19 protein-coding genes and 1 pseudogene are annotated in these 20,696 nt (G+C 66.8%); 6 read left to right on the top strand and 14 right to left on the bottom strand.

The window, feature by feature from the left end:
- Window positions 1-459: 459 nt before the first annotated feature.
- Window positions 460-1,929, top strand: a complete 1,470-nt coding sequence (locus tag ACIBVN_RS52305; RefSeq protein ID WP_397148981.1) for a histidine kinase N-terminal domain-containing protein — start codon at window positions 460-462, stop codon at window positions 1,927-1,929.
- Between the two features lie 97 nt (window positions 1,930-2,026).
- On the opposite strand, the gene ACIBVN_RS52310 is transcribed toward ACIBVN_RS52305, so the two are convergent.
- Both ACIBVN_RS52310 and ACIBVN_RS52315 read right to left on the bottom strand, forming a co-directional pair.
- Window positions 2,027-2,281: a WhiB family transcriptional regulator gene (locus tag ACIBVN_RS52310; RefSeq protein ID WP_349457406.1), complete on the bottom strand. Its 255-nt coding sequence runs from the start codon at window positions 2,279-2,281 to the stop codon at window positions 2,027-2,029.
- Between the two features lie 273 nt (window positions 2,282-2,554).
- Window positions 2,555-3,517, bottom strand: a complete 963-nt coding sequence (locus ACIBVN_RS52315) for a diacylglycerol/lipid kinase family protein (protein ID WP_397148983.1) — start codon at window positions 3,515-3,517, stop codon at window positions 2,555-2,557.
- Window positions 3,518-3,605: 88 nt separating this feature from the next.
- Between ACIBVN_RS52315 and ACIBVN_RS52320 the strand changes: the two genes are divergently transcribed.
- A complete protein-coding gene (locus ACIBVN_RS52320) occupies window positions 3,606-3,989 on the top strand; it encodes a hypothetical protein (protein WP_397148985.1) in 384 nt (127 codons plus the stop codon).
- On the opposite strand, the gene ACIBVN_RS52325 is transcribed toward ACIBVN_RS52320, so the two are convergent.
- The 3 genes from ACIBVN_RS52325 to sodN all read right to left on the bottom strand — a co-directional run bounded on the left by ACIBVN_RS52325 (window position 3,986) and on the right by sodN (window position 5,746).
- Window positions 3,986-4,765 (bottom strand): RNA polymerase sigma factor SigF, encoded by a 780-nt coding sequence (locus tag ACIBVN_RS52325; protein WP_176573444.1) that lies wholly within the window; start codon window positions 4,763-4,765, stop codon window positions 3,986-3,988. The two genes, ACIBVN_RS52320 and ACIBVN_RS52325, sit on opposite strands and share 4 nt — an antisense overlap.
- A 17-nt stretch (window positions 4,766-4,782) precedes the next feature.
- On the bottom strand, window positions 4,783-5,217 hold the full coding sequence (locus ACIBVN_RS52330) for an anti-sigma factor (RefSeq protein WP_349457409.1): 435 nt from the start codon (window positions 5,215-5,217) through the stop codon (window positions 4,783-4,785).
- Between the two features lie 127 nt (window positions 5,218-5,344).
- Window positions 5,345-5,746 carry a superoxide dismutase, Ni gene (gene sodN / locus ACIBVN_RS52335; protein ID WP_344992164.1) on the bottom strand — a complete coding sequence of 134 codons (402 nt, stop codon included), beginning with the start codon at window positions 5,744-5,746 and terminating at the stop codon, window positions 5,345-5,347.
- Between the two features lie 173 nt (window positions 5,747-5,919).
- On the opposite strand from sodN, the gene ACIBVN_RS52340 reads away from it, so the two are divergent.
- Window positions 5,920-6,216 carry a S24 family peptidase gene (locus ACIBVN_RS52340; protein ID WP_397148987.1) on the top strand — a complete coding sequence of 99 codons (297 nt, stop codon included), beginning with the start codon at window positions 5,920-5,922 and terminating at the stop codon, window positions 6,214-6,216.
- Here the strand turns inward: ACIBVN_RS52340 and ACIBVN_RS52345 are convergent.
- From ACIBVN_RS52345 to ACIBVN_RS52360, 4 genes are all read right to left on the bottom strand, one after another.
- The gene (locus tag ACIBVN_RS52345) at window positions 6,213-6,638 is read right to left on the bottom strand and encodes a CGNR zinc finger domain-containing protein (protein WP_397148989.1); all 426 of its coding nucleotides are present in this window, start codon (window positions 6,636-6,638) and stop codon (window positions 6,213-6,215) included. The genes ACIBVN_RS52340 and ACIBVN_RS52345 overlap by 4 nt on opposite strands.
- Window positions 6,639-6,754: 116 nt before the next feature.
- Window positions 6,755-7,498: an amino acid ABC transporter ATP-binding protein gene (locus tag ACIBVN_RS52350; protein ID WP_397148991.1), complete on the bottom strand. Its 744-nt coding sequence runs from the start codon at window positions 7,496-7,498 to the stop codon at window positions 6,755-6,757.
- On the bottom strand, window positions 7,495-8,322 hold the full coding sequence (locus ACIBVN_RS52355) for an amino acid ABC transporter permease (RefSeq protein WP_349458374.1): 828 nt from the start codon (window positions 8,320-8,322) through the stop codon (window positions 7,495-7,497). Before ACIBVN_RS52355 ends, ACIBVN_RS52350 begins: the two co-directional genes overlap by 4 nt.
- 3 nt (window positions 8,323-8,325) lie before the next feature.
- Window positions 8,326-9,183 carry an ABC transporter substrate-binding protein gene (locus tag ACIBVN_RS52360; RefSeq protein WP_397148993.1) on the bottom strand — a complete coding sequence of 286 codons (858 nt, stop codon included), beginning with the start codon at window positions 9,181-9,183 and terminating at the stop codon, window positions 8,326-8,328.
- 260 nt (window positions 9,184-9,443) lie between these two features.
- On the opposite strand from ACIBVN_RS52360, the gene ACIBVN_RS52365 reads away from it, so the two are divergent.
- Window positions 9,444-10,652 (top strand): NADP-dependent malic enzyme, encoded by a 1,209-nt coding sequence (locus ACIBVN_RS52365; protein ID WP_397148995.1) that lies wholly within the window; start codon window positions 9,444-9,446, stop codon window positions 10,650-10,652.
- A 173-nt stretch (window positions 10,653-10,825) separates the two neighbouring features.
- Window positions 10,826-12,184, top strand: a complete 1,359-nt coding sequence (locus ACIBVN_RS52370; protein ID WP_397148997.1) for a hypothetical protein — start codon at window positions 10,826-10,828, stop codon at window positions 12,182-12,184.
- 93 nt (window positions 12,185-12,277) lie between these two features.
- On the opposite strand, the gene ACIBVN_RS52375 is transcribed toward ACIBVN_RS52370, so the two are convergent.
- From ACIBVN_RS52375 to ACIBVN_RS52390, 4 genes are all read right to left on the bottom strand, one after another.
- Entirely contained in the window at window positions 12,278-13,771 is a 1,494-nt protein-coding gene (locus tag ACIBVN_RS52375; RefSeq protein ID WP_397148999.1) for a hypothetical protein, read from the bottom strand.
- A 174-nt stretch (window positions 13,772-13,945) separates the two neighbouring features.
- Window positions 13,946-15,469, bottom strand: a complete 1,524-nt coding sequence (locus ACIBVN_RS52380; protein WP_397149000.1) for a trypsin-like serine peptidase — start codon at window positions 15,467-15,469, stop codon at window positions 13,946-13,948.
- A gap of 435 nt (window positions 15,470-15,904) precedes the next feature.
- On the bottom strand, window positions 15,905-17,434 hold the full coding sequence (locus tag ACIBVN_RS52385) for a trypsin-like serine peptidase (protein ID WP_397149002.1): 1,530 nt from the start codon (window positions 17,432-17,434) through the stop codon (window positions 15,905-15,907).
- Window positions 17,435-18,108: 674 nt separating this feature from the next.
- Window positions 18,109-18,594 carry a transposase gene (locus ACIBVN_RS52390; protein WP_397149004.1) on the bottom strand — a complete coding sequence of 162 codons (486 nt, stop codon included), beginning with the start codon at window positions 18,592-18,594 and terminating at the stop codon, window positions 18,109-18,111.
- Between the two features lie 257 nt (window positions 18,595-18,851).
- Between ACIBVN_RS52390 and ACIBVN_RS52395 the strand changes: the two are divergent.
- Window positions 18,852-19,244, top strand: a pseudogene (locus ACIBVN_RS52395) (ATP-binding protein); the annotation flags it as partial.
- Window positions 19,245-19,332: 88 nt separating this feature from the next.
- Here ACIBVN_RS52395 and ACIBVN_RS52400 read toward each other — a convergent pair.
- Window positions 19,333-20,067 carry an alanine racemase gene (locus tag ACIBVN_RS52400; protein WP_397149006.1) on the bottom strand — a complete coding sequence of 245 codons (735 nt, stop codon included), beginning with the start codon at window positions 20,065-20,067 and terminating at the stop codon, window positions 19,333-19,335.
- Between the last annotated feature and the right edge of the window lie 629 nt (window positions 20,068-20,696).

Genomic DNA, 20,696 nt, shown 5'->3' on the forward strand with positions numbered 1-20,696 from the left:
GCGGTGAGGGCGTGTCTGGTCACCGCGAGATCATCGGAACTCACATCGGCCCGAGCGGTCAACCACGGCCTGTGGCGGCCGACCGGCACCGGGCGGGCACGGCGACTGGCACGCACGGATCCGGGCAGCTCAGGCTGATTGTGAAGGATATCCACAGCAGCGCGCGCGATCGCAACCGAGGCCGGTACGTGAACCGTGTCGCGGTGGAACCACCTGCCCGTTTCGATCACCTCCGTACTGCTTTGTCCTGGTGTCTGCACGGGTTTGGCAGTGTGACGGTTCTCACAATATGAGATTCCCGATAGGTCCAGTTGCGCGGCACGATGCCGTATCTGCGCTCACTATGCGAGTGAGCGGCCGTGCGAACGTGCCGTGCGGAGTCCTGCCCGCGTAGCGGCGTGCGCATTCAAGCAGGGAGTCGGTTTGGTTGTTGCGGCGGAAAGCACGCATGATGCATCTGTGCCGACTCTCAGCGACCTCGTAGCCCGTCACACCGCCCTCGACGAGGCGGATCTCGACTGGCTGCACTCGCTGGTCTCCGACTGGCAGCTGCTGGCCGATCTGTCCTTCGCCGACCTCATCCTGTGGGCGCCGCTCCTGGGCGGGAGCGGCTGGATCGCGATCGCCCAGATGCGCCCCACCACGGGCCCCACCGTCTACCACGACGACATCGTCGGCACCGTCGCCGCGAAGGGCGAGCGCTACCTCATCGACACCGCGTGGAACGAGCGCCGGATCTGCCGCGAGGGCGACCCCGACTGGTCCACGGGGGTCCCGGTGCGGGAGGAGACCATCCCCGTGCGGCGGACCGTCGAGGGTGGTGAAGGGCGCTTCCTGGCGGTGATCCAGCGCTCCACTAACCTCTCCTCCGCCCGCACCCCGTCCCGCCTGGAGCTGACCTACCTCCAGAGCGCGTCCGACCTGGCGCAGATGGTGGCCGAGGGCCGGTTCCCGTTCTCGGGCGAGGAGCCGATCCTGGTTCGCTCGCCGCGCGTCGGCGACGGACTGCTCAGGCTCGACCGGGCGGGGCGCGTCACGTACGCCTCGCCGAACGCCCTGTCCGCCTACCGGCGGCTCGGCCTGCACGCCGACCTGGTCGGGGCCGAGCTGGGCCGGGTCACCGCGGGGCTCTGCTACTCCGACGAGCCGATCAACGAAGACCTCATGATCGTGGCCAGCGGGCGCGCGGCCAAGGAGACCGAGGTGGAGTCGGGCGGCACGATCGTGCAGCTCAGAGCCATCCCGCTGGTCGTCGGCGGCGGCCGCATCGGCGCGCTGGTGCTCATCAGGGACGTGACCGAGCTGCGGCGGCGCGAGCGCGAGCTGATGACCAAGGACGCCACCATCCGCGAGATCCACCACCGGGTGAAGAACAACCTGCAGACCGTGGCCGCGCTGCTCCGCCTACAGGCCAGGCGGCTGCAGGTGCCCGAGGGCCGGGAGGCGCTGGAGGAGGCGGTACGCCGGGTCGGGTCGATCGCGATCGTGCACGAGACGTTGTCTCACGCGCCAGAGGAGTTCGTGGACTTCGACGAGATCGCCGACCGGGTGATAGCGATGACGGGGGAGGTGTCGGCGGCGGAGGTGGCCGTCATGCCCAGGAGAGTCGGGGGGTTCGGCGTGCTGCCCTCGCTCATCGCCACGCCGCTGGCCATGGCGCTGACCGAGCTGTTGCAGAACGCGATGCAGCACGGGCGGCCCAAGCGGCTCGAGGTGGTCGTCGAGCCCGCGCTCGACCGGCTCAACGTCACGGTCTGGGACGACGGCCGCGGGCTTCCCGCCGGCTTCGACCTCGAGGGCTCCACCAGCCTGGGGCTGCAGATCGTCCGTACGCTGGTCGAGGGGGAGTTGTCGGGCCGGCTGTCCATCCAGCCACGGCTCGAAGGGGGCACGGAGGTCACGCTCTCGATCCCGCTCCCAGCGGCCTGAGGTGACCACGCGCCAACGGCGGCGCGTGAGCCTGTCGCGGCTCAAGCGCCGATGTCAGGTTGGCGGTGTCAGGCGGTCGGTGGCTCGGATGAGCAGGTCAGGCGGTGAGGCGGGCGCGCTGGCGAGCGGTGCGGCGCTTGAGGGCGCGACGCTCGTCCTCGCTCAGACCGCCCCAGACACCGGCGTCCTGCCCGGACTCCAGCGCCCACTTCAGGCAGGCGTCGATGGCCGAGCAGGACCGGCAGACCTGCTTGGCCTCCTCGATCTGCATGAGTGCCGGGCCGGTGTTGCCGATCGGGAAGAACAGCTCGGGGTCCACGTCACGGCAGGCAGCTCGGTGGCGCCAGTCCATGCGTCCACTCCTTAGTAGATGAAGCCTTGGTCGGCTCCGTGCGGCCACTACTTTGTGAAGAGTTTCACTAACTTGCGCGCACAATCACCCAGACCTGCGAGGGATCCGGGATTGCCCGCTGACGCCTGGAGAACCTTTGGGGTTGTTAAAGGTCCTACGTTCCGACGTCAGTCTTGAGACTGTCAGCCACGCTGAGTGCACGCAAGGGGGTTGGCGTGAAGTTTTGGCTGTTATGGATGTCGGATGCGTCACACAATGACCGATTGTAACCATCTAGACCAAAACTTGTAACGCGTACGGTGTAGACCGAAATGTTACGCTTTCCCGTTCTCCCAGGTAGTCCCCGTCCAGCTGGAAGGCCACGGGCCGGTCCGCGGTCAGCGTGAACTCGGCCTCGTCATGGAGTTGTACGAGGTGCCGGCCGCCCGGAAGGGCGTCACTCTCCGTGAGCATCTGCCGGATCAGTGGCGCGAGCGTGAGCGGTCCCATGCGTCGCAGGCCCAACAGGTCCAGACCCGTGTCGAAACCGGCCCACGGGGTCGGGTGCACGGGCTTGCTGCCGACGTACGTCCAGGGCGAGGTGTTCGAGATGATCGCCATGAACAGTCCCTCGGCGGCCGGTATCCCGGGACCGGTCAGCGTCATCGCTGGATGCCGCTTGTCCGTGGCCAGATAGTGCCGTAGAGCGGTGTTCACATACCGCGCCGGTGACGCTTTACGCCCGGCCCCTCTCAGGCCCTCCACGGCCCGTACAACCTCTGCGTCGTAACCCATCCCCGAACAGAAGGTGAAGTAACGGCTCTGGCCCTCCCAGAGTGCCTGGCCGAGGCCCACGGTCCTGCGCCGGCCCTCCCGCAGCGCCTCCAGCACGGCGCCCGTGGACTCCACCGGGTCGTTGGGCAGCCCCAGCGCTCGGGCGAACACGTTCGCGCTGCCACCGGGGATGACGATGAGCGCGGGGCGTCCGGCGCTGGGATCGTCTGACGGGACCTCGTGGCCGTTGACCGGGTTCAGCAGGCCGTTGACGGCCTCGTTGATCGTCCCGTCGCCCCCGAGCACCGCGACCACGTCGTACCCCTTGGCCCGCGCGGTCGAGGCGAGCGCCGCGGCGTGCCCCCGATAGCGGGTCTCCTCGACCGCCAGCTCCACGGCTGCGCCGAGCGCGCGGATCAGCACGTCACGCGTACGCGCGTTCGTGGTCGTGGCCTTGGGATTCACCAGCAGCATGGCGCGCATAGCGCCAGCGTATCCGCTGGCAATGCGCGCTTTATCGGCCGAACGTCCCATTTCTCGGACCGAAGGATCCGAGGGGTAGGGTACGGGCGTGAGCAGTCGTCCGGTCACCCTGGTCATCGCCGCCGCCATCGTCGCCCTCGAGGGCCTGGCCGCGTTCGGGCTCGGGATCTACGTCGCGGTGGAGACCCTGGTCAGCACCCCGGACAACCTCACCACCGCCATCGCGGAGTCGGCGTTCGGCGTGCTGATCGGGGCAGGGCTGCTCTGGGTGGCGTGGGGCGGGCTGTTCAGGATGGAGCGGTGGGGCAGGTCGCCCGGCGTGCTGGCCCAGATCTTCGTGCTGCCGGTCTCCGTCACGCTCATCCAGTCGGGCCAGCCGCAGCTCGGGATCCCGCTGATCGTGATCGCCGTGGCCGGGCTGGCGACGCTGCTCGCGCCGCCCACCACCCACGCCCTCTACGGGGACGGTTAGTCTTCGGCGGTCAGGCCCTCGCGCAGCTGCGCGAGCGTGCGGGCCAGCAGGCGCGAGACGTGCATCTGTGAGATGCCCAGCTCCGTGGCGATCTGCGACTGCGTCATGTTGCCGAAGAAGCGCAACAGCAGGATGCGCTTCTCCCGTGGCGGCAGCCGCTCGAGCAGCGGTTTGAGCGACTCGCGGTATTCGACGCCCTCGAGCGACTCGTCCACGATGCCGAGCGAGTCGGACACCGCGGGGGCGTCGTCGTCGCCGGAGTCGGGCGCGTCGAGCGACACCGTCGAGTACGCGTTGGCCGACTCGAGGCCCTCGAGCACCTCCTCCTCGGTCATCTTGAGGTAGGAGGCCAGCTCGGCCACAGTCGGCGCGCGGCCCTCGCGCTGCGACAGATCGCTTATCGCCTTGGTCAGCGAGAGCTTCAGCTCCTGCAGGCGGCGCGGCACGCGCACCGCCCAGCCCTTGTCGCGGAAGTGGCGCTTGATCTCGCCGACGATGGTGGGCGTGGCGTACGTGGAGAACTCCACGCCGCGGTTGAGGTCGAAGCGGTCGATGGACTTGATCAGGCCGATGGTGGCGACCTGGGTCAGGTCGTCGAGCCACTCGCCCCTGTTCCGAAAGCGGCGAGCCAGGTATTCGACCAGAGGAAGGTGAAGCTCGACCAGCTCATCTCTGATGCGCTGGCGGCGCGGCTCCTCGGGGCCCAACTCGGCCAGTTCGGCGAAGAGCATGCGGGCACGGACCCGGTCGGGCACGGCGTGTTCGCTGGTGGCCATGGCTCCAGTCCTTTCCGTCACGCCGGCCTCGCCGCGCCTCGGCGCTTACGCAGGACGATCGCCATCGTGTCGGGGGAGCCTTGAGCGGGCGCCACCGCGTCCACCTCGTCCGCCAGAGCGGTCAACACCATCCAGGCGAAGTCGTCGCGCTTGGGCGCGGAGCTGCCGACGGTCGCGACCTCGACCCTCACCTGCATCTCCTGCCCGGTCAGCTCGAACTCGGCGGTGAGGTCGGTGCCCGGCACCGCCTCGCTCAGCAGCATGGCGCACGCCTCGTCGACCGCGATCCGCAGATCCTCGATCTCGTCGAGGGTGAAGTCAAGCCGCGCCGCCAGCCCGGCGGTAGCCGTACGCAGCACAGACAGGTAAGCACTCGCGGCGGGGAGCCTGATGCTCACCACGTCGCGGATGCCGGCCACGCCCTCCGCGCGCGTCTCGGTTTCCTCGGTCACGTTCCTCCTCGCGTTTCCGACGCCAACTGCAACTTACCGCCCCTGGGAGGTGCTTGGACGATTCAGACTCGCCATCAACGGAAAAGGCTCTGCGCGGACGCCGCCGCACAGAGCCTTATGTGCCGTTTTAGGCGGCCTTGGTCTCCCAGAAGATCTTCGCGATTTCGTCGATCTTGCCCAGCAGGTCCTCGGCCTTGGCGACGTCGACCGTGCCCTTGGCGCCGGCGGCGCCCGCGAGCTTCGTGGCGTCCCAGAAGAGCTGGTGAAGCTGAGGGTACTGCTCGAGGTGCGGCGGCTTGAAGTAGTCGGTCCACAGCACCCACAGGTGGTGCTTGACCAGCTCGGCGCGCTCCTCCTTGATGGTCAGCGCGCGGGCGCGGAAGACCGGGTCCTCGTTGCCGGCGTACTTCTCCATGATCGCCTTGACCGACTCGGCCTCGATGCGGGCCTGAGCGGGGTCGTAGACCCCACACGGCAGGTCGCAGTGCGCGGAGGCGACCTGCTTGGGTCGTAGCAGTCGTGCGAGCATCAGAAAGTCCTTCCTTGATGCTGAATCAGCTTGGTCCATAACTGACCTTACTCGGGTCACGAACGCCCGCGGAGGAGGGGGGATTCCCCTGTCGCTCACGGGTCTTACGCTTGTTCCGCGGCAGGTCCGGGCGGAGACCCCCGCCCGGCGCCGAGCACGTCCTTGAGGAGACCATGAGAGTGCGTGTCGAGGGCGATTCGATGCGTCCCGCGCTGGTTCCAGGAGACTGGCTCCTGGTACGCAGGAACGCCGCCGTCCGCCCGGGCGATCTCGTCGTCGCCAGGCTCCCCGGCGACCCGGATCGGCTGATCGTGAAACGGGCCCAGTGGCACGGGCCCGGCGGCTGGTGGCTGGAGAGCGACAACCAGCGGGCCGGCGGGCGCCGCGACAGCTGGGACTTCGGCCCCGTCCACGACATCGTGGGACGGGTCGTGCTGCGCTACTGGCCCCTCCTGCGACGACGGCGCTAGGATCCGTCCCGCTGCCGGGCACGGAAGGCGGCCACGTTCGCGCGGCTGGCGCAGCGGGGTGAGCAGTAGCGGCGGGAGCGGTTGGACGAGGTGTCCAGGAACGCCTGCCGGCAGCGCGGCTCCTGGCACCTGCCGAGCCGGTCCACGCCCAGCTCCGCCACTGCCGCGGCCAGGCCCATCACGGCGCCGGCCGCGTCGTCGTCGGCCAGGTGGAGGTGCCAGCCCCGGCCGTCGTGGTCGGTGAGCTGGGGACGTACGGGGTAGCGCACGAGCAGGGCGTTCAACCGCTGGACCGCGGCCTGCTCGTCGTCGGCCGCGTCGAACACGGCGGCGAGCTCGTCCCGCAGCCCTCTCAGCTCAGGCGGCGGGTCCGGGTCGTTGACCAGGCGGAGGGCCCACTCGGCGTAAGAGGTGAGGTCCATGCCGGAGTATTACACGATCAGCCCGCCGGCCGCTGGCCGAGGAAGCGCGCCCCGCGTGGGCGGGGCGCGCTGCCGGGCTTGCTGGGGCTCACCCCTCCGGGCTTACCCCTCCGGGCTTACTCCTCCGGGTGGAGGACGCGGCGCAGGAAGGTACGGGTGCGTTCCTGCTGCGGGTCGCCGATGACCTGCTCAGGCTCGCCGTCCTCGACGATCACGCCGCCGTCCATGAACACCACCCGGTCGGCCACCTCGCGGGCGAAGCCCATCTCGTGGGTGACCACGAGCATGGTCATCCCCTCCTCCGCCAGCTTCCGCATGACGGTGAGCACGTCCCCCACCAGCTCGGGGTCGAGCGCCGAGGTGGGCTCGTCGAACAGCATCAGGTCCGGGTTCATGGCCAGCGCCCTGGCGATCGCCACCCGCTGTTGCTGACCGCCCGACAACTGCGCCGGGTAGGCGTCGCACTTGGCGCCGACACCCACCTTGTCCAGGTTCTCCCTGGCGACGACCTCGGCTTCCTTCTTGCTCCGCTTCAGCACCCGCTGCTGGGCGATCATCACGTTCTGCAGCGCGGTCATGTGCGGGAACAGGTTGAACTGCTGGAAGACCATGCCGATGCGGCGGCGTACGGCGTCGATGTCCACATCGGGGTCGGTGAGCTCGACGCCCTCCACGAACACCTTGCCCTTGGTGGGCGCCTCCAGCAGGTTCACGCAGCGCAGCAGCGTGGACTTGCCGGATCCCGACGGGCCGATGACGCAGACCACCTGGCCCTGACCGATGGTGAAGTCGATGCCCTTGAGCACCTCGTTGGCGCCGAAGTACTTGTGCAGGTCCCTGATCTCGACGGCGTGCGTCATCGCGCCCTCCCCGCTCGTGCCTCCAGCCGCCGCACGAGGTAGCCCAGCGGGATCGTGACAATGAGGTACGTCACGCCGGCGACCATGATGGGCGTGGCGTTGGACTGCTCGGAGGACAGGTCGTTGCCGAACTTGGCCAGCTCGACGTACTCGCCCGAGACCCCCAGGAAGAGGATCAGCGACGAGTCCTTGAGCAACGCGATGAACTGGTTGGTGGTCGGCGGGATCACGATGCGGACCGCCTGGGGGATCACCACGGTGAACAGCGCCCTGCCCGCGGACATGCCGAGCGATCTGGCCGCCTCGGTCTGTCCCTTGGGCACGGCCAGCAGACCGGCGCGGAAGACCTCCGCCTGGTAGGCCGAGCCGACCAGGGTGAGTCCCAGGATGCCCTCACCGTACTTGCCCCCGGGCACCTCGAATCCGGGCAGCGCGATGGGGAGGAAGAGGATCAGCAGGAAGATCAGCAGTGCGGGAAGCCCGCGGAAGATCTCGATGTAGACGCCGGCGATCCAGCGGTAGGGGCGGACCTGCGACAGCCGCATGAGCGCGAGAACGAGGCCGAACACGAAGGAGAAGACGAACCCGCCCACCGAGTAGATGATCGTGTTCTTCAGCGCGATCGTGAACAGCTCGGGCAGGGCCTTCTGCGCGATGTCCGGCCTGGCGAAGTTCTCGGCCAGGCTCGACCAGTCCGCGTACAGGACGAGCCCGACGACGGCGATGATCAGAACCGCGTACTGGACGCCGCGGATGATGCGTTGTCTCTTCCGAGGGCTGAGCCTGGCGCGCGCAGGCTCAGCCGTCTTCGGCTGGTCAGCCATGGATCAGCCCAGCTCGCCGGGCTTCTTGCCGAACCACTTCACGTAGATCTTCTCGTAGGTGCCGTCCTGCTTGGACTTGGTGATCTCTTCGTTGATCGTCTTGAGCAGCACCGGGTCGGCGTTCTTCTTCAGGCCGAAGCCGTACTGCTCGCCGGTGTCCAGGCTGCCGATCAGCTCGAACTTCGCGGCGATCTCCGGCTTCTTCAGCCAGGTGAGCACCACGGGCAGGTCCTGGACGATCACGTCGGCCTGCCCGGCCTGCAGGGCCAGCAGTTCCTTGGCCGAGTCGGCGTACTCGGTCGGGTCGAAGCCCTGCTTCTTGACGTAGTCGAGACCCGTGGTGCTGGCCTGGGCGCCCAGCTTGAGGCCCTTGGCCTTGACGTCGGCCAGCGACTTCGCCCCGGTGCCCTTCTTGGCGAGCAGCGCCTGGGTGGCGTCGAAGTACGGCTCGGAGAAGTCGATGTTCGCCTTGCGCTCGGGGGTGATCGTCATGCCGGCGGCGGCCAGGTCGCACTTCTTCGCCGCCATGGCGGCGCCGCTCTTGATCACCGCGAAGTCGATGTCCACGATCTCCTGGGTCACGCCCAGCTTCTTCGCGACAAGGTCGACCATGTCCACGTCGAACCCGACGATCTTGCCGCTGGCGTCCTTGAACTGGAACGGCTCGTACGGGATGTTCGTGCAGACCGTGAGCTTGCCGGGCTGTACCAACTGGACACCGCCCGCCGCGGAGGCGCTCGCGCCGGTCGTGCTGCCGGAGCCCGAGCTGGAGCCGCCGCCGCACGCGGACAGCGTGAGAGCAGCGATCAGGGCGAGCGCGCCGGCGGCGTAGCCACGGCGGCCCTTAGGACTGAGGGCCATGTACGGCCTCCTCGAAGTGAAATGCCACGAAGCTTGCTTTTTGTGCAGTTTAAATGGGGTTTAGCAGCGGTCCGTCATCAAGGATTTAACGATGCGTCAACGGAACGGCGTCGGCGCCGACACCGAGACCATCTCACCATGTGGCACGATAGTGAGACGGGTGACCCCCGTACCCCTCTGAGAAGATCGACGAGGGGATCCTGGCAGCTACCGAAGCCAGCCCGCTCCCGCTCGTCCGCCGAAGGTTTCTTCCGCTCCCGATGACTACAGGGGTCGCTGTGGCTGTCACGCCCGCTTCTGCTTCCGTTGCCAAACTCGATCTCGATCCGGCCTTCGCGCTGCACCGCGGCGGCAAGCTCGAGGTCCGCTCGACCGTTCCCGTCCGCGACGCGGACGACCTCTCGCTCGCCTACACGCCCGGCGTCGCCCGGGTCTGCACCGCCATCGCCGACACGCCCTCGCTGGTCAACGACTACACGTGGGTCTCCAACGTGGTCGCCGTCGTCTCCGACGGCACCGCCGTGCTCGGGCTGGGCGACATAGGCCCCGCGGCGGCCATGCCGGTCATGGAGGGCAAGGCGCTGCTGTTCAAGCAGTTCGCGAACGTCGACGCCGTCCCGCTCTGCCTCGACTGCACCGACGTCGACGAGCTCGTCGAGACCGTCGCGCGCCTCGCGCCGTCGTTCGGCGGCATCAACCTGGAGGACATCAGCGCCCCGCGCTGCTTCGAGGTCGAAGACCGCCTGCGCGAGCGGCTCGACATCCCCGTCTTCCACGACGACCAGCACGGCACCGCCATCGTGGCGCTGGCCGCGCTCCAGAACGCCGCCCGCCTGACCGGGCGCTCGCTGGGCGACCTGCGCGCCGTCGTGGCCGGAGCGGGCGCGTCCGGCGTCGCGGTAACCCGCATCCTCCTGGAGGCGGGCATCGGCGACATCGCGGTCTCCGACTCCAAGGGCATGATTTATCAGGGCAGAGAGGGACTCAACCCCGTCAAGGAGGCCCTCGCCCGCGACACCAACCGCGCGGGCCACACCGGCTCGACGGAGGACGCGCTGGCCGGCGCGGACGTGTTCCTCGGGCTGTCCGGATCCACCGTGTCAGAGCAGGCCATCGCCTCCATGGCGCCCGACGCCATCGTCTTCGCCCTCTCCAACCCCACGCCCGAGGTCCATCCCGACGTGGCCGCCAGGCACGCCGGGGTCGTGGCCACCGGGCGCTCCGACTTCCCCAACCAGATCAACAACGTGCTCGCGTTCCCCGGCGTGTTCAGGGGCGCCCTGGACGTGCGCGCGTCCTCCATCACCGAGAACATGAAGGTGGCCGCGGCCAGCGCGCTGGCGGGCGTCGTCGGCGACGACCTCTCGCCGACCTACATCATCCCGAGCCCCTTCGACGAGCGCGTGGCGCCCGCCGTGACGGCCGCGGTCGCGGCCCAGGCCAGAGCCGACGGCGTCGCCCGCCTCTGACCTGCTCTTACGGGGGCCTCCTGATTACGTGACCCAGTCATGGGTAGGGGAGGCCCCCGTTTGTTGTCGACTTGGACTGTCCTTTGAGAAACACCCTTAAACCTTTACCCAAGGTGATATAACAATAGCTCTCTGTAAGGATGCGGGCGCCCACTCCTGCGACGAGGAGAGTGATGGAACGCGAGCCGAACCGACTGCTGCAACAGCTCATCTCGGAGGCGGGGTTCTCCCACAAGGGTCTGGCCAGGTGCCTCAACGATTGGGGAGCGGCGCGTGGCACTCCGGGTCTCAAGTACGACCACAGTTCGGTGCTGCGCTGGATCGGCGGTCAGAGGCCACGCGATCCCGTGCCGGGCCTGCTCACGGAGATATTCGCGATGCGGCTGGGCCGACCGGTTACCTCGGAAGACCTGGGCATGCCCGCCATTCTCACGCCCCTCGATCTCGGACAAGAGTTCACGCACACGTGGCAGGAGGGGGTCGCGACCGTGACGGCGCTTTGGCGGGCCGACGTGGAGAGACGGAGGTTTCTCATCGACTCGACGTTCGCGATAGGAGCAGGCTCCGTGGGAGCCATCCGCTGGCTGACGTCCCCGACCGGGGGACACCTGAGCGGCACGGGCGCGCGGCGGGTGGGCCGCGCCGACATCGCCGCCATCCATGAGGTCACCCGATCGTTCGGCGAGCTGGACAACCGCTTCGGCAGCGGCCGCGTCCGCTCATCCGTGGTCAAATACCTCGACACCGCCGTCTCGCCGCTACTCAAAGACGGCCTGTACGGCGAGGCCACCGGCAGGCAACTGGCCGCCGCGGCCGCCGAGCTGACCCGCCTGGCCGGCTGGATGGCCTACGACATGGAGCAGCACGGCCTCGCCCAGCGCTACCTCATCCAGGCGCTCCGCCTGGCCAGGGGCGCCGACGACCACACCCTGGGCGGCGAGATCCTGGCCGGCATGGCACACCAGGCCATCTACATGGGCCAGCCCGCCCACGCCCTCGACCTGGCCAGGGCCGCCCAGCTGGCCGCCCGCCGCGCCGGCGTGCACACGCTGCTGGCCTCCGCCCACGTCCTGGAGGCCCACGCCCAAGCGGGCCTGGGCGACAGCCGCTCCTGCGGCGCCTCCCTGCACGAGGCGGAGTCCGCCTTCGACGCCCGCAAGCCCGCCGACGAGCCCGCGTGGCTGAGCTACTTCGACGAGGCCTACCTGTCCGCCAAGTTCGCCCACTGCTTCCGCGACCTGGGGGACGGGGAGCGGGCCGTGCGGCAGGCGCGGCGGTCGCTCGACATGGACTCCCGGTACGTCCGCGGGCGCATGTTCAACCTGTCGCTGCTGGCCGCGGGGTTGTTGCAGTGCGGGGAGCTGGAGGAGGCGTGCTCCGCCGCGGCCAGTGCCTTTGCGCTGGCGGGGGAGCTGCAGTCGGCTCGGACGCGGTCGTACGCGGCGGATCTGCGGCGGCGGCTGGAGCCGTACAAGAACGAGCGTGCCGTGCTGGCGCTGCGGGAGCGGTCGCGCGAGCTCGCGGCGGTGTAGGAGCTCCGGCCTGGAACACAGAACGAGCCTGGTGATCTCTTGAAGCTTCGTCAGGCTTCAAGAGATCACCAGGCTCGAGGACTTGTGCAGTGACTACTTGAGCAGCTCGCCGTTGGGGCCGACGATCCCCTTGGTCGCCGCGAACTGGGCCTTCGCGTAGACGTCGGCCACCTCACCGTCGAAGAGCGCCGAGCTGATGTAGTCGATCCGGCCGTTGCGGTCGTTGTCGTGGAACATGCTCGTCACGCCGTTGACGTAGCCGGTGCGCTTGGCGTTGTCGTACTTCATGAGCCACGGGCCGCCGTCGGCACCCGGGGTCATGGAGCACTTGAGCAGCTGGTGCGTCTCGACCTTGAACGTGTTGATCTGGTAGCTCTTGGTGGCGGTCTTGCCGGCGCACCACTTCGGCGTCACGCCGGAGAACGGCCGGTCGCCGTCGGGGTGCGGGGCGGCGGGGTAGCCGAACGCCGTCACCTGCTGGCCCAGCGGCTGGTTCCAGGCCACACCCTGGCCACCGACCACGTCACCGAGGCGGCCCATGTCCTTGGCGATGCCGATCATGTAATGGGCCTCGTAGAACTTACGAGAGGTGCCGGGCTTCACCCACTTCTGGGTGAAGTAGTGGGTGATGGTGTAGTTGCCGAACTGGTCCGCCCCGGCGCCCCTGTCGCCGGGCCCCTTGTACGCGTCCCAGGTGGCCTTGTCGACCTGCTCCACGACCGGCTCGCCGAACTTGAAGCCCTGGCCCCTGCCGGTCTTCGCGTCCTTGTACGCGGCGGGGGTGACCTCCACCTTCTCGAGGACGGCGCCGACGAAGTCGGGGCCCACGAGGTCGGACGGCTTGTCCTCCCCCTCAGACCAGCAGTCGCCGAGGGTGAGCTGGCACTTGAGGAACTCCGTGAGGCCGATCTCGCGCGGCTTGATCCACTTGTCACCGGCCCACGCCTTGAACTGACTGCGCGAGACCTCCTTCTCGCCCGCCAGCGAGAAGCCGTTGTGCACCGCCACGAAGGCGAAGTCGCCGTCGTAGTCGTCGTAGGTGTCCAGGTCGTACGCCGTGAACGCGTAAGCGCCCACGTAGACGCCGAAGGGAGCCTTGCCCTCGAAGTAGCCCGGCACGAAGATCCACTTGTCGTAGACGTCGTCCTTGCCGTTCGCGAAGACGCAGTGGCCGGCGGTGGCGACCAGGTTGCGGTTCCTGGCCTGGACGGACGTCGCCGAGCACCAGCGGTAGCGACCTGCCTTGTCAAGGAAGAAGACCTTGCCGATGGTCTTGGGCAGGTTGACGTTCTTGGACTGCGCGGGCTTGGTGGGGGTGGTCGGGCCGGCCATGCCGGGCTTCCCGTCAGTGGCGCCGTTGCTCCCGGACGACACGATCTTGGGCACGACCTTGGTGTCCAGGCGGTACTCGGTGGCCTTGCGCAGGGCGGCGCCATTGGAGTCCAGCCAGAAGTAGGCGGCGCCGTACGCGTCGGCAGGCTTGGGCTGGAGATTGTCAGTGGACCAGCTCGGGGCGGCGCTGGCGGGTATGGCGAGGGCGGCGGCGCTCAGGCAGGCGGTTGCTAGGGGGATGAGCAGGCGCTTCACGGGAGGCTCCACGGTTGTCAAAAAGGGTGTAAAGACCCTATCGACCCTTCAGTCACTCTGGTAAGGGAAATTGCCAGATTCCTCACCAAAAAGGCCGAAGGGCCCGGCAGGATGCCGAGCCCTTCGGTATTGCTACTGAACGACGAACAAGTCTTCGTTCCGATCCGCAGCGAACTACGGGATGAGCTTGCCGCTCCAGGACTTCGCAGCAGCCTGGTAGACGACGTTGGTCTCACCGTCGAAGTAAGCCGAGGTGATCGTGTCGTAGCGCTTGTTGCCGTCGACGTCCGCGATGAGGCTGGTCACACCGTTGACGTAGCCGAGACGCTTGGCGTTGCTGTACTTGTACAGCCACGGGCCACCGTCGAAGCCGGCGGTCACGGTGCACTTCATCGACAGCTGCTCTTCGACCTTCTTCGAGGGGATGAGCAGAGCCTTCTTGGCGGTCGGGCCGTAGCACCACTTCGGCGTCACACCGGTGAACGGCTTGTTGCCGTCCAGGTGCGGGCCGTAGGGGTAGCCGAAGGCACGGATGGCCTTACCGGCCGGCTGGTTCCACGCGAAGCCCTGGCCGCCAACGTTGTCGCCGAGGCGACCAACGCTCTTGACGTGGTGGCTGAACACGTAGTAGTCGACACGGTAGTACTTGGTGTCCTGACCGGGGACGTACCAGTCCTGCACGTAGTAGTGCGTGATGGTGTAGTTCCCGAACTTGTCAGGGCCTGCCTTGGTGCCAGGACCGCTGTACGCCTTGAACGTGGCCTCGTCGACCTGCTCGACAACCGGCTCGCCGTAGATGAAGTCCGTGCCCTTGCCGACCTTGCCGGCCTTCTCCTGGGCCTCGTAGAACTTCTGGTCGACTTCGCGCTTGTCGACGACCGCGCCGGGGAAGTCCGGACCGGTGACCTTCTTCGCCGTACCAGGCTTGATGTCGTAGTACGGGAGCTTGGTCGGGTCCTTGATGGCCGAGAAGTACTCCTTGTCGCTGACCTCGGTCAGCTTCTTGTCAGTCTTCTGGCCCTTGGCGGACGCGGCGTTGTACTCGTCGAACGTGACCTTGGTCGCGTTGTTGAGCACACCGCCAATGCCGTCGTAGACGGTGACGAACGCGTAGTCGCGGTCGAAGTCCTCGTAGATGTCGAAGTCGTAGTGGGTGAAGGCCTGCTTACCCACGTAGACGCCGAACGGAGCCTTCTTCTGGTAGTAGCCGGGGACGAAGACCCAGCGGGACACGACCTCGTCGTTGCCGCCGATGTCGTACACGCAGTGAGCAGCCGTGGCGACCAGGTTGCGGTACTGCGACTGGATCGACGTACCGGAGCACCAGTACAGCTTGCCGTCGCGGCCCTCGAAGAAGACCTTACCGATGGTCTTCGGCAGGTTCACGTTCTGGACCTTGGCGGCGACCTTCTTCTCCTCGCCGATGGGAGCGGTGGAACCCGGCTTGGTGTCCGAGGTATAGCCGCCACCGGAGGAGATCTTCGAAACCTCGAGCGCGTCGGGGTTGAAGGCCACGGCCTTGTCCATCGCCGCGTTGTTGGAGGCCGTCCAGAAGCTCAGGACGTCAGCCGCCTTGTCCTGGGCAGCCAGGACGTCGGCGGAGACGGTGCTGTCAGCCTGGGCGGTGCTGGCCAGACCAGCAGCCAGCAGACCGGTAGCCAGAATGGCGCCACCGGCCGGGAGGAGGATGCGCTTCACGGTAACTCCTTGCGCTGTCGTGGAACGCCTCTTGCGTCCCATGCGTCAGTAAAGGGATAGCCAGGAACATACAGTGTCGATCTTGCTAACCGGTAGCCGCTTTGGCGGGAAAAGATGCGACAAGCCGGGCGTGATCGTTCTGTGATGTTTAAGCGGCTGATGTCCGTGAGGCGAGGAAAGCTGATCTTGCGCCCGTTTGCCCTGATCAACATAAGGAAGTTGTCAGTGTGTCTCGCGGGGCTCCTGCGTCCCGGCGATCTTGCGTCGGTTCGCTATGTGATGCAGATCACATTGGATTGATGGCACCGTCTGGGCGCCCCATGCGTCCAAGGCGCCATCACTTTCGCCGGGAACGCCGAAGGGCCCGGCAGGATGCCGGGCCCTTCGGTTGCAACGGTTATACGAACGGTCTATGACCGGTCGCTATCCGTTACTTCAGACAATCTTGCCGGACCACGAAACCGCGGCGGCCCGGTAGACGGTGTTGGTCTCGCCGTCGAAGTACGGCGACGAGATGTAGTCCACGCGGCCGTTGCCGTCCTGGTCGTTGAAGGTGCTGGTCACACCGTTCACGTAACCGAGACGCTTGGCGTTGCTGTACTTGTACAGCCACGGGCCACCGTCGGCGCCCTCGGTGAAGGCGCACTTGAGGGCGATGTGCTCCTCGATCTTCTTGGCAGCCGAACCGACCAGCTTCGCCGAGGTCTTGCCGTAGCACCACTTCGGAGTAACGCCGGTGTAGTTCTTGTTGCCGTCGGGGTGAGGAGCGGCCGGGTAGCCGAACACGCGAACGTACTTGCCGGTGGGCTGGTTCCAGGCGAAGCCCTGGCCGCCGACGTTGTCGCCGAGGCGACCGGCGTCCTTGGCGAAGCCCTCGACCACATAGTAGTCGACCCGGTAGTACTTGGTGCTCGTGCCGGGGACGTACCAGTCCTGCAGGTAGTAGTGCGTGATCAGGTAGTTCCCGAACTTGTCCGGGCCATCACCCTTCTCGCCCGGGCCCTTGTAGGCCTCCCAGGTGGCCTTGTCCACGTTCTCGACGATCGGGTCGCCGTAGACGAAGTCCTGGCCACGACCGATCTTCTTCGCGTCGACGGCAGCCTGGTAGTCAGACTTGCTGACTTCCTTCTTGTCGACGATGGCGCCGGGGTGGTCCGGACCGGCGACCTTCTTCGCCGTACCCGGCTTGATGTCGTAGTACAGGAACCTGTTCGGGTCCTTGATGCCCGCCAGGTACTCCTTCTCGTCGACCTCGGTCGTCTTGTAGTCGGTCGCCAGACCCTTGGCCTGAGCGGCCTTGTACTCGTTGAGGGTGACCTTCTTGGCCGTCCCGGCATCGAGCTTCACGCCGTTGTACACGGTCACGAACGCGTAGTCGCGGTCGTAGTCCTCGTACACGTCGAAGTCGTAGTGGGTGAAGGCCTGCTTACCCACGTAGATGCCCCAAGGAGCCCTGCCCTGGTAGTAACCGGGGACGAAGACCCACTTGGACATGACGTCCGAGTTAGTCGCCGTGTCGTACACGCAGTGAGCGGCCGTGGCGACCAGGTTGCGGTACTGCGACTGGATCGAAGAAGCGGAGCACCACTTCTTCTCACCCTTGCTGTTGACGAAGAACACCTTGCCGATGGTCTTCGGCATGTTGACGTTCTGGACCTTGGCGGTGGTCTTCTTCTCCTGGCCGATCGGAGCCGTCGAGCCGGGCTTGGTGTCGGCGCTGTAGCCGCCCTTGCTCTGCAGCTTGGCAACGTCGCCCTTGTCCCAGACGTTGGACTCCTTGGCGGCGCGGAGAGCAGCGCCGTTGTTGTCGGCCCAGAACTCAGCAATGGCCTTGGCGTTAGCCGCACTCGCCGCCATCGGGTCGCTGGCAACGTCGCTGTCGGCCTGGGCGCTGCCGGCCAGGCCGGCAGCCAGAAGGCCGGTAGCCAGGATGGCGCCACCGGCGGGGATGAGGATGCGCTTCAAGGGAACTGCTCCTTGCTCTGTCGTGGGTCGCAACTTGCGTCCCATGCGTCAGTAAAGGGATAGCAAGGAACATAGCGTGGTGATCTCCGCAGGTGGAACCCGGTTTGGGCGATCCGGTAGTCGGCCTTACCGCCGTTACCGTGCTGTTATCTGTCAGTGATCTTCGCGCGGAGTGATTGGATAGTCACGTTTTCGCAGGGTATTGGGGGGTTGTGGCTGATGGGACTGCAGTGCCGTTAATGACCCGTCACGACGTGTAGTCGGCAAAACGTGACTCAGATCACAGGAACCGGATTGGAACCTGATCCGTCTAAGTTGCCCGATCGCTCACAGGTGATCTTCAGATTGGCGCCTGGAGCACCCTCCGCGACGCCACTCGGGGCCAGAAGTCGCGGGTTCGCGGCCTACCTATAGAGGCCTAGAGACGCCTATATATAGGTCGTCCTCGGATTGGTGCCGTCCTCGCCGGGAGGGAGGGGTCGGCGAGGACGGCCGCCAGTTGGCAGGCGGGTCGAGGAGGGGCGACCCGCAGCCCGTTCTTATTGGAACTGGGCGCCAGAGGCGCCTCAGTGGGCGACACCTTCTGCGGCTTCGTGTCACCGGCCATAAGGGGAGTGGCTGTCTGGCGGAAGCGGCAGTTCGTTGAACCTTGGCTGCATCCAGATCGAAATGATCTAGAGGTCTCTCTGTCTGACTATCGCCGTCAGGTGCGCGCGGAGGCTGACCAGCACTGGATCGCCAGTGGTCCGCTTGTGTCGCGGATGCTGTGCTACCTCCGGAGCCGCGTCCTGACCTGTCGTGGCGTCGTTACCGGCTCGGGCGACATTCTTCTGAGCCGTTTCGACCGCTGCCAGCAGCTGCCGCCAGGTGCCATCGGCTGTCCAGTGACGGTGGTGCCGGTAGACGGTCACCCAGCAACCGAACCGCTCGGGGAGATGACGCCACCGCAACCCGGTGCGGGCCTGGTAGAGCACGCCGTTGATCATCATCCGGTGCTCATCCCATCGATCTCCGCGCTTGTCGCCTTGGGGCAGCAGGGACGCCAGTCGCTCCCACTCGGCGTTCGTCAGATCGCCTCGATGCATACGCTCATCGTGACAAGGTAAACACGCTGCGTCAGCGAATTCAAAAAAGATCTTCGTGGAAGTTTTCTTGATCACGATGTCCAGGCACCCGCAATGCGGCGCTGACCAGCGCTTCCTTTCGGGGGGAGGGGTGGTTGGCCGGAGCGGGGTCGTTGAACTGGTGATCCCCGTGCTTGTTGGCGCATCTGACGAAGTCGACGTCCAGGTCAGAGAGAGACAGGGAGCGATTGATGAGGCGCTATGTCCTCACCGGCGCCATCGGAGCCGGCAAGACGGCGATCCTGCGTTGGCTGGAGTCGACGGCTACACCGTCGTAGAGGACGCGGCGACCGATGTCATCGCCCTGCAGCAGGCTCAAGGCGAGCCCGAGCCGTGGACGAGGCCGTCCTTCCTGGGGGGCGATCATCACCTTGCAGCGCCAGCGGCAGGAACCGGCTGAAGGCTTCCCTGGCGGTGTACATATCTACGATCGATCGCCTGTCTGCACCTATGCCTTGGCTACTTGCCTGGGCCATCCCGTCTCGCCGGTCCTCTCCTGCGAGTTGGAGCGCATCCAAGCCCGGCAGATCTACGAGAAGAAGGTCTGCCTGGTACAGAACCTCGGGTTCGTCACGCCGACCGACTTGCGGCAGATCACCTTCGAGGAGTCGCTGCGATTTGAGCAGGTCCACCGGGACGCCTACACCTCACTCGGCTTTGAGTGTGTGCCGATCGCCCCAGGCGCGCTGCCAGACCGGGTGACAGTGGTCAAGAAGCAACTCGAGCTGCACCCTGCCAACGAACCAAATCGGAGGCACTTGCATTCACTGTTCGTCAACCCATTCCATCGGGCAGCGTCAATCGCGGCCGGCGTACCCATCGACGCACCGGGGTCTCGGTCTTGTCGAAGTCCTCGGCCACCCCGACGGTCACCGCGTCGCCGCGGGTGTAGGCGGCGTTCGCGGGCGGGTCGTCGCCGACTCCGGCGATCTGTGCCTCGTACGCCATGAGCCCGGCCAGCCGGAACCCGGGGCGCTTGGCGATGGCGGCGGCCAGGTCGGCGGCCTCCTCCGGCTCGCGGATGGGCGAGCGGAGAGCCCCAGCCCGAAACTTCCCGCCCAAGGCGACATATCCGGCGTCGATGTCGATACATATCCGGATCTCGGCCCGAGGGTGGACCTCCGCCACGGCCGCCTCGGTGAAGTCCAGGTGGGCGGCCGAGTCGATGGTGACGGTGATGTGCCTGGCCGCGTCGGCGTTCGCGGCGAGCTCGGCGAGCGCGTGCCGGTCGGCCGTCGGGTACGCCACCAGGATGTCGGTGAAGCCGTGGGAGGCGAGCCACAGGGCCTCGGGGAGGGTGAAGGCCATGATGCCCTGGAAGCCGTCCATGGCCAAAATGCGCTCGAGCACGGGGCGGCTGCGTACCGACTTGCTCGCCACCCGGATCGGCTTGCCCGCCGCCCGCCGTACCAGCTCCGCCGCGTTGGCGCGCATGGCCGCCAGATCGAGGATCGCGAGCGGCGGTTCGAGAACCGCTGTGGCACGGTCGTAGCGCTGGCGATCGTCCATATGAGCAGGCTAAGCCATCTCAGTCGGGCAAGGTCGGCGGGAGTCGGTCACAAGGGCGTCTAGCTGCGGCTTCGGTCGAGTGACGGCGGACTGCATCGAGGGGAGTCGGCGTACGCTGGCTCCCCTCTTTGGCTCCCCTCAAGCTGAAAGGGCTCCAGGGAGTTGCCCCTGGCCCGGGCAGATCGAGCCGCTGCCCAGATCCCACCATGCCCCGGCACGCGGGCTTCGGCCCCAATCAACAACCGACGCTGCTATAGAACCCCATGGCAACCGGATCAGCCCAGCTCGAGGTGACCAGGGCGTCGACATCCAGGTCGAACACCCCGGCGGATTCGCCATCAGCATCGTGATTCGTGACCTGGCCCTGCGCAGGGCCTGATCGGCCCTTTCGACCGCAACGCCTCCAGCCATCCGGCCTGCCAGGCCCGATACCAGGCATAGGCAGGCTTCCGTGAGATTCTCAGCCAGTTGGCCACCTGCGCCGGTGCCACGCCGACAGCGAATAACTCCCCGGCCTGCATGCGCGCCTGCTCGCGCTGGCTCTGGCGGCCGGGCCAGTCCACCACCGTCCGGATATCGCATCCCACCGACATAGTCATCGCCCAGCAGAAAGACATGCAACCACGCCG

Source organism: Nonomuraea sp. NPDC049400 (assembly GCF_044466425.1).
In the GTDB taxonomy this organism is placed as follows: Bacteria; Actinomycetota; Actinomycetes; order Streptosporangiales; family Streptosporangiaceae; genus Nonomuraea.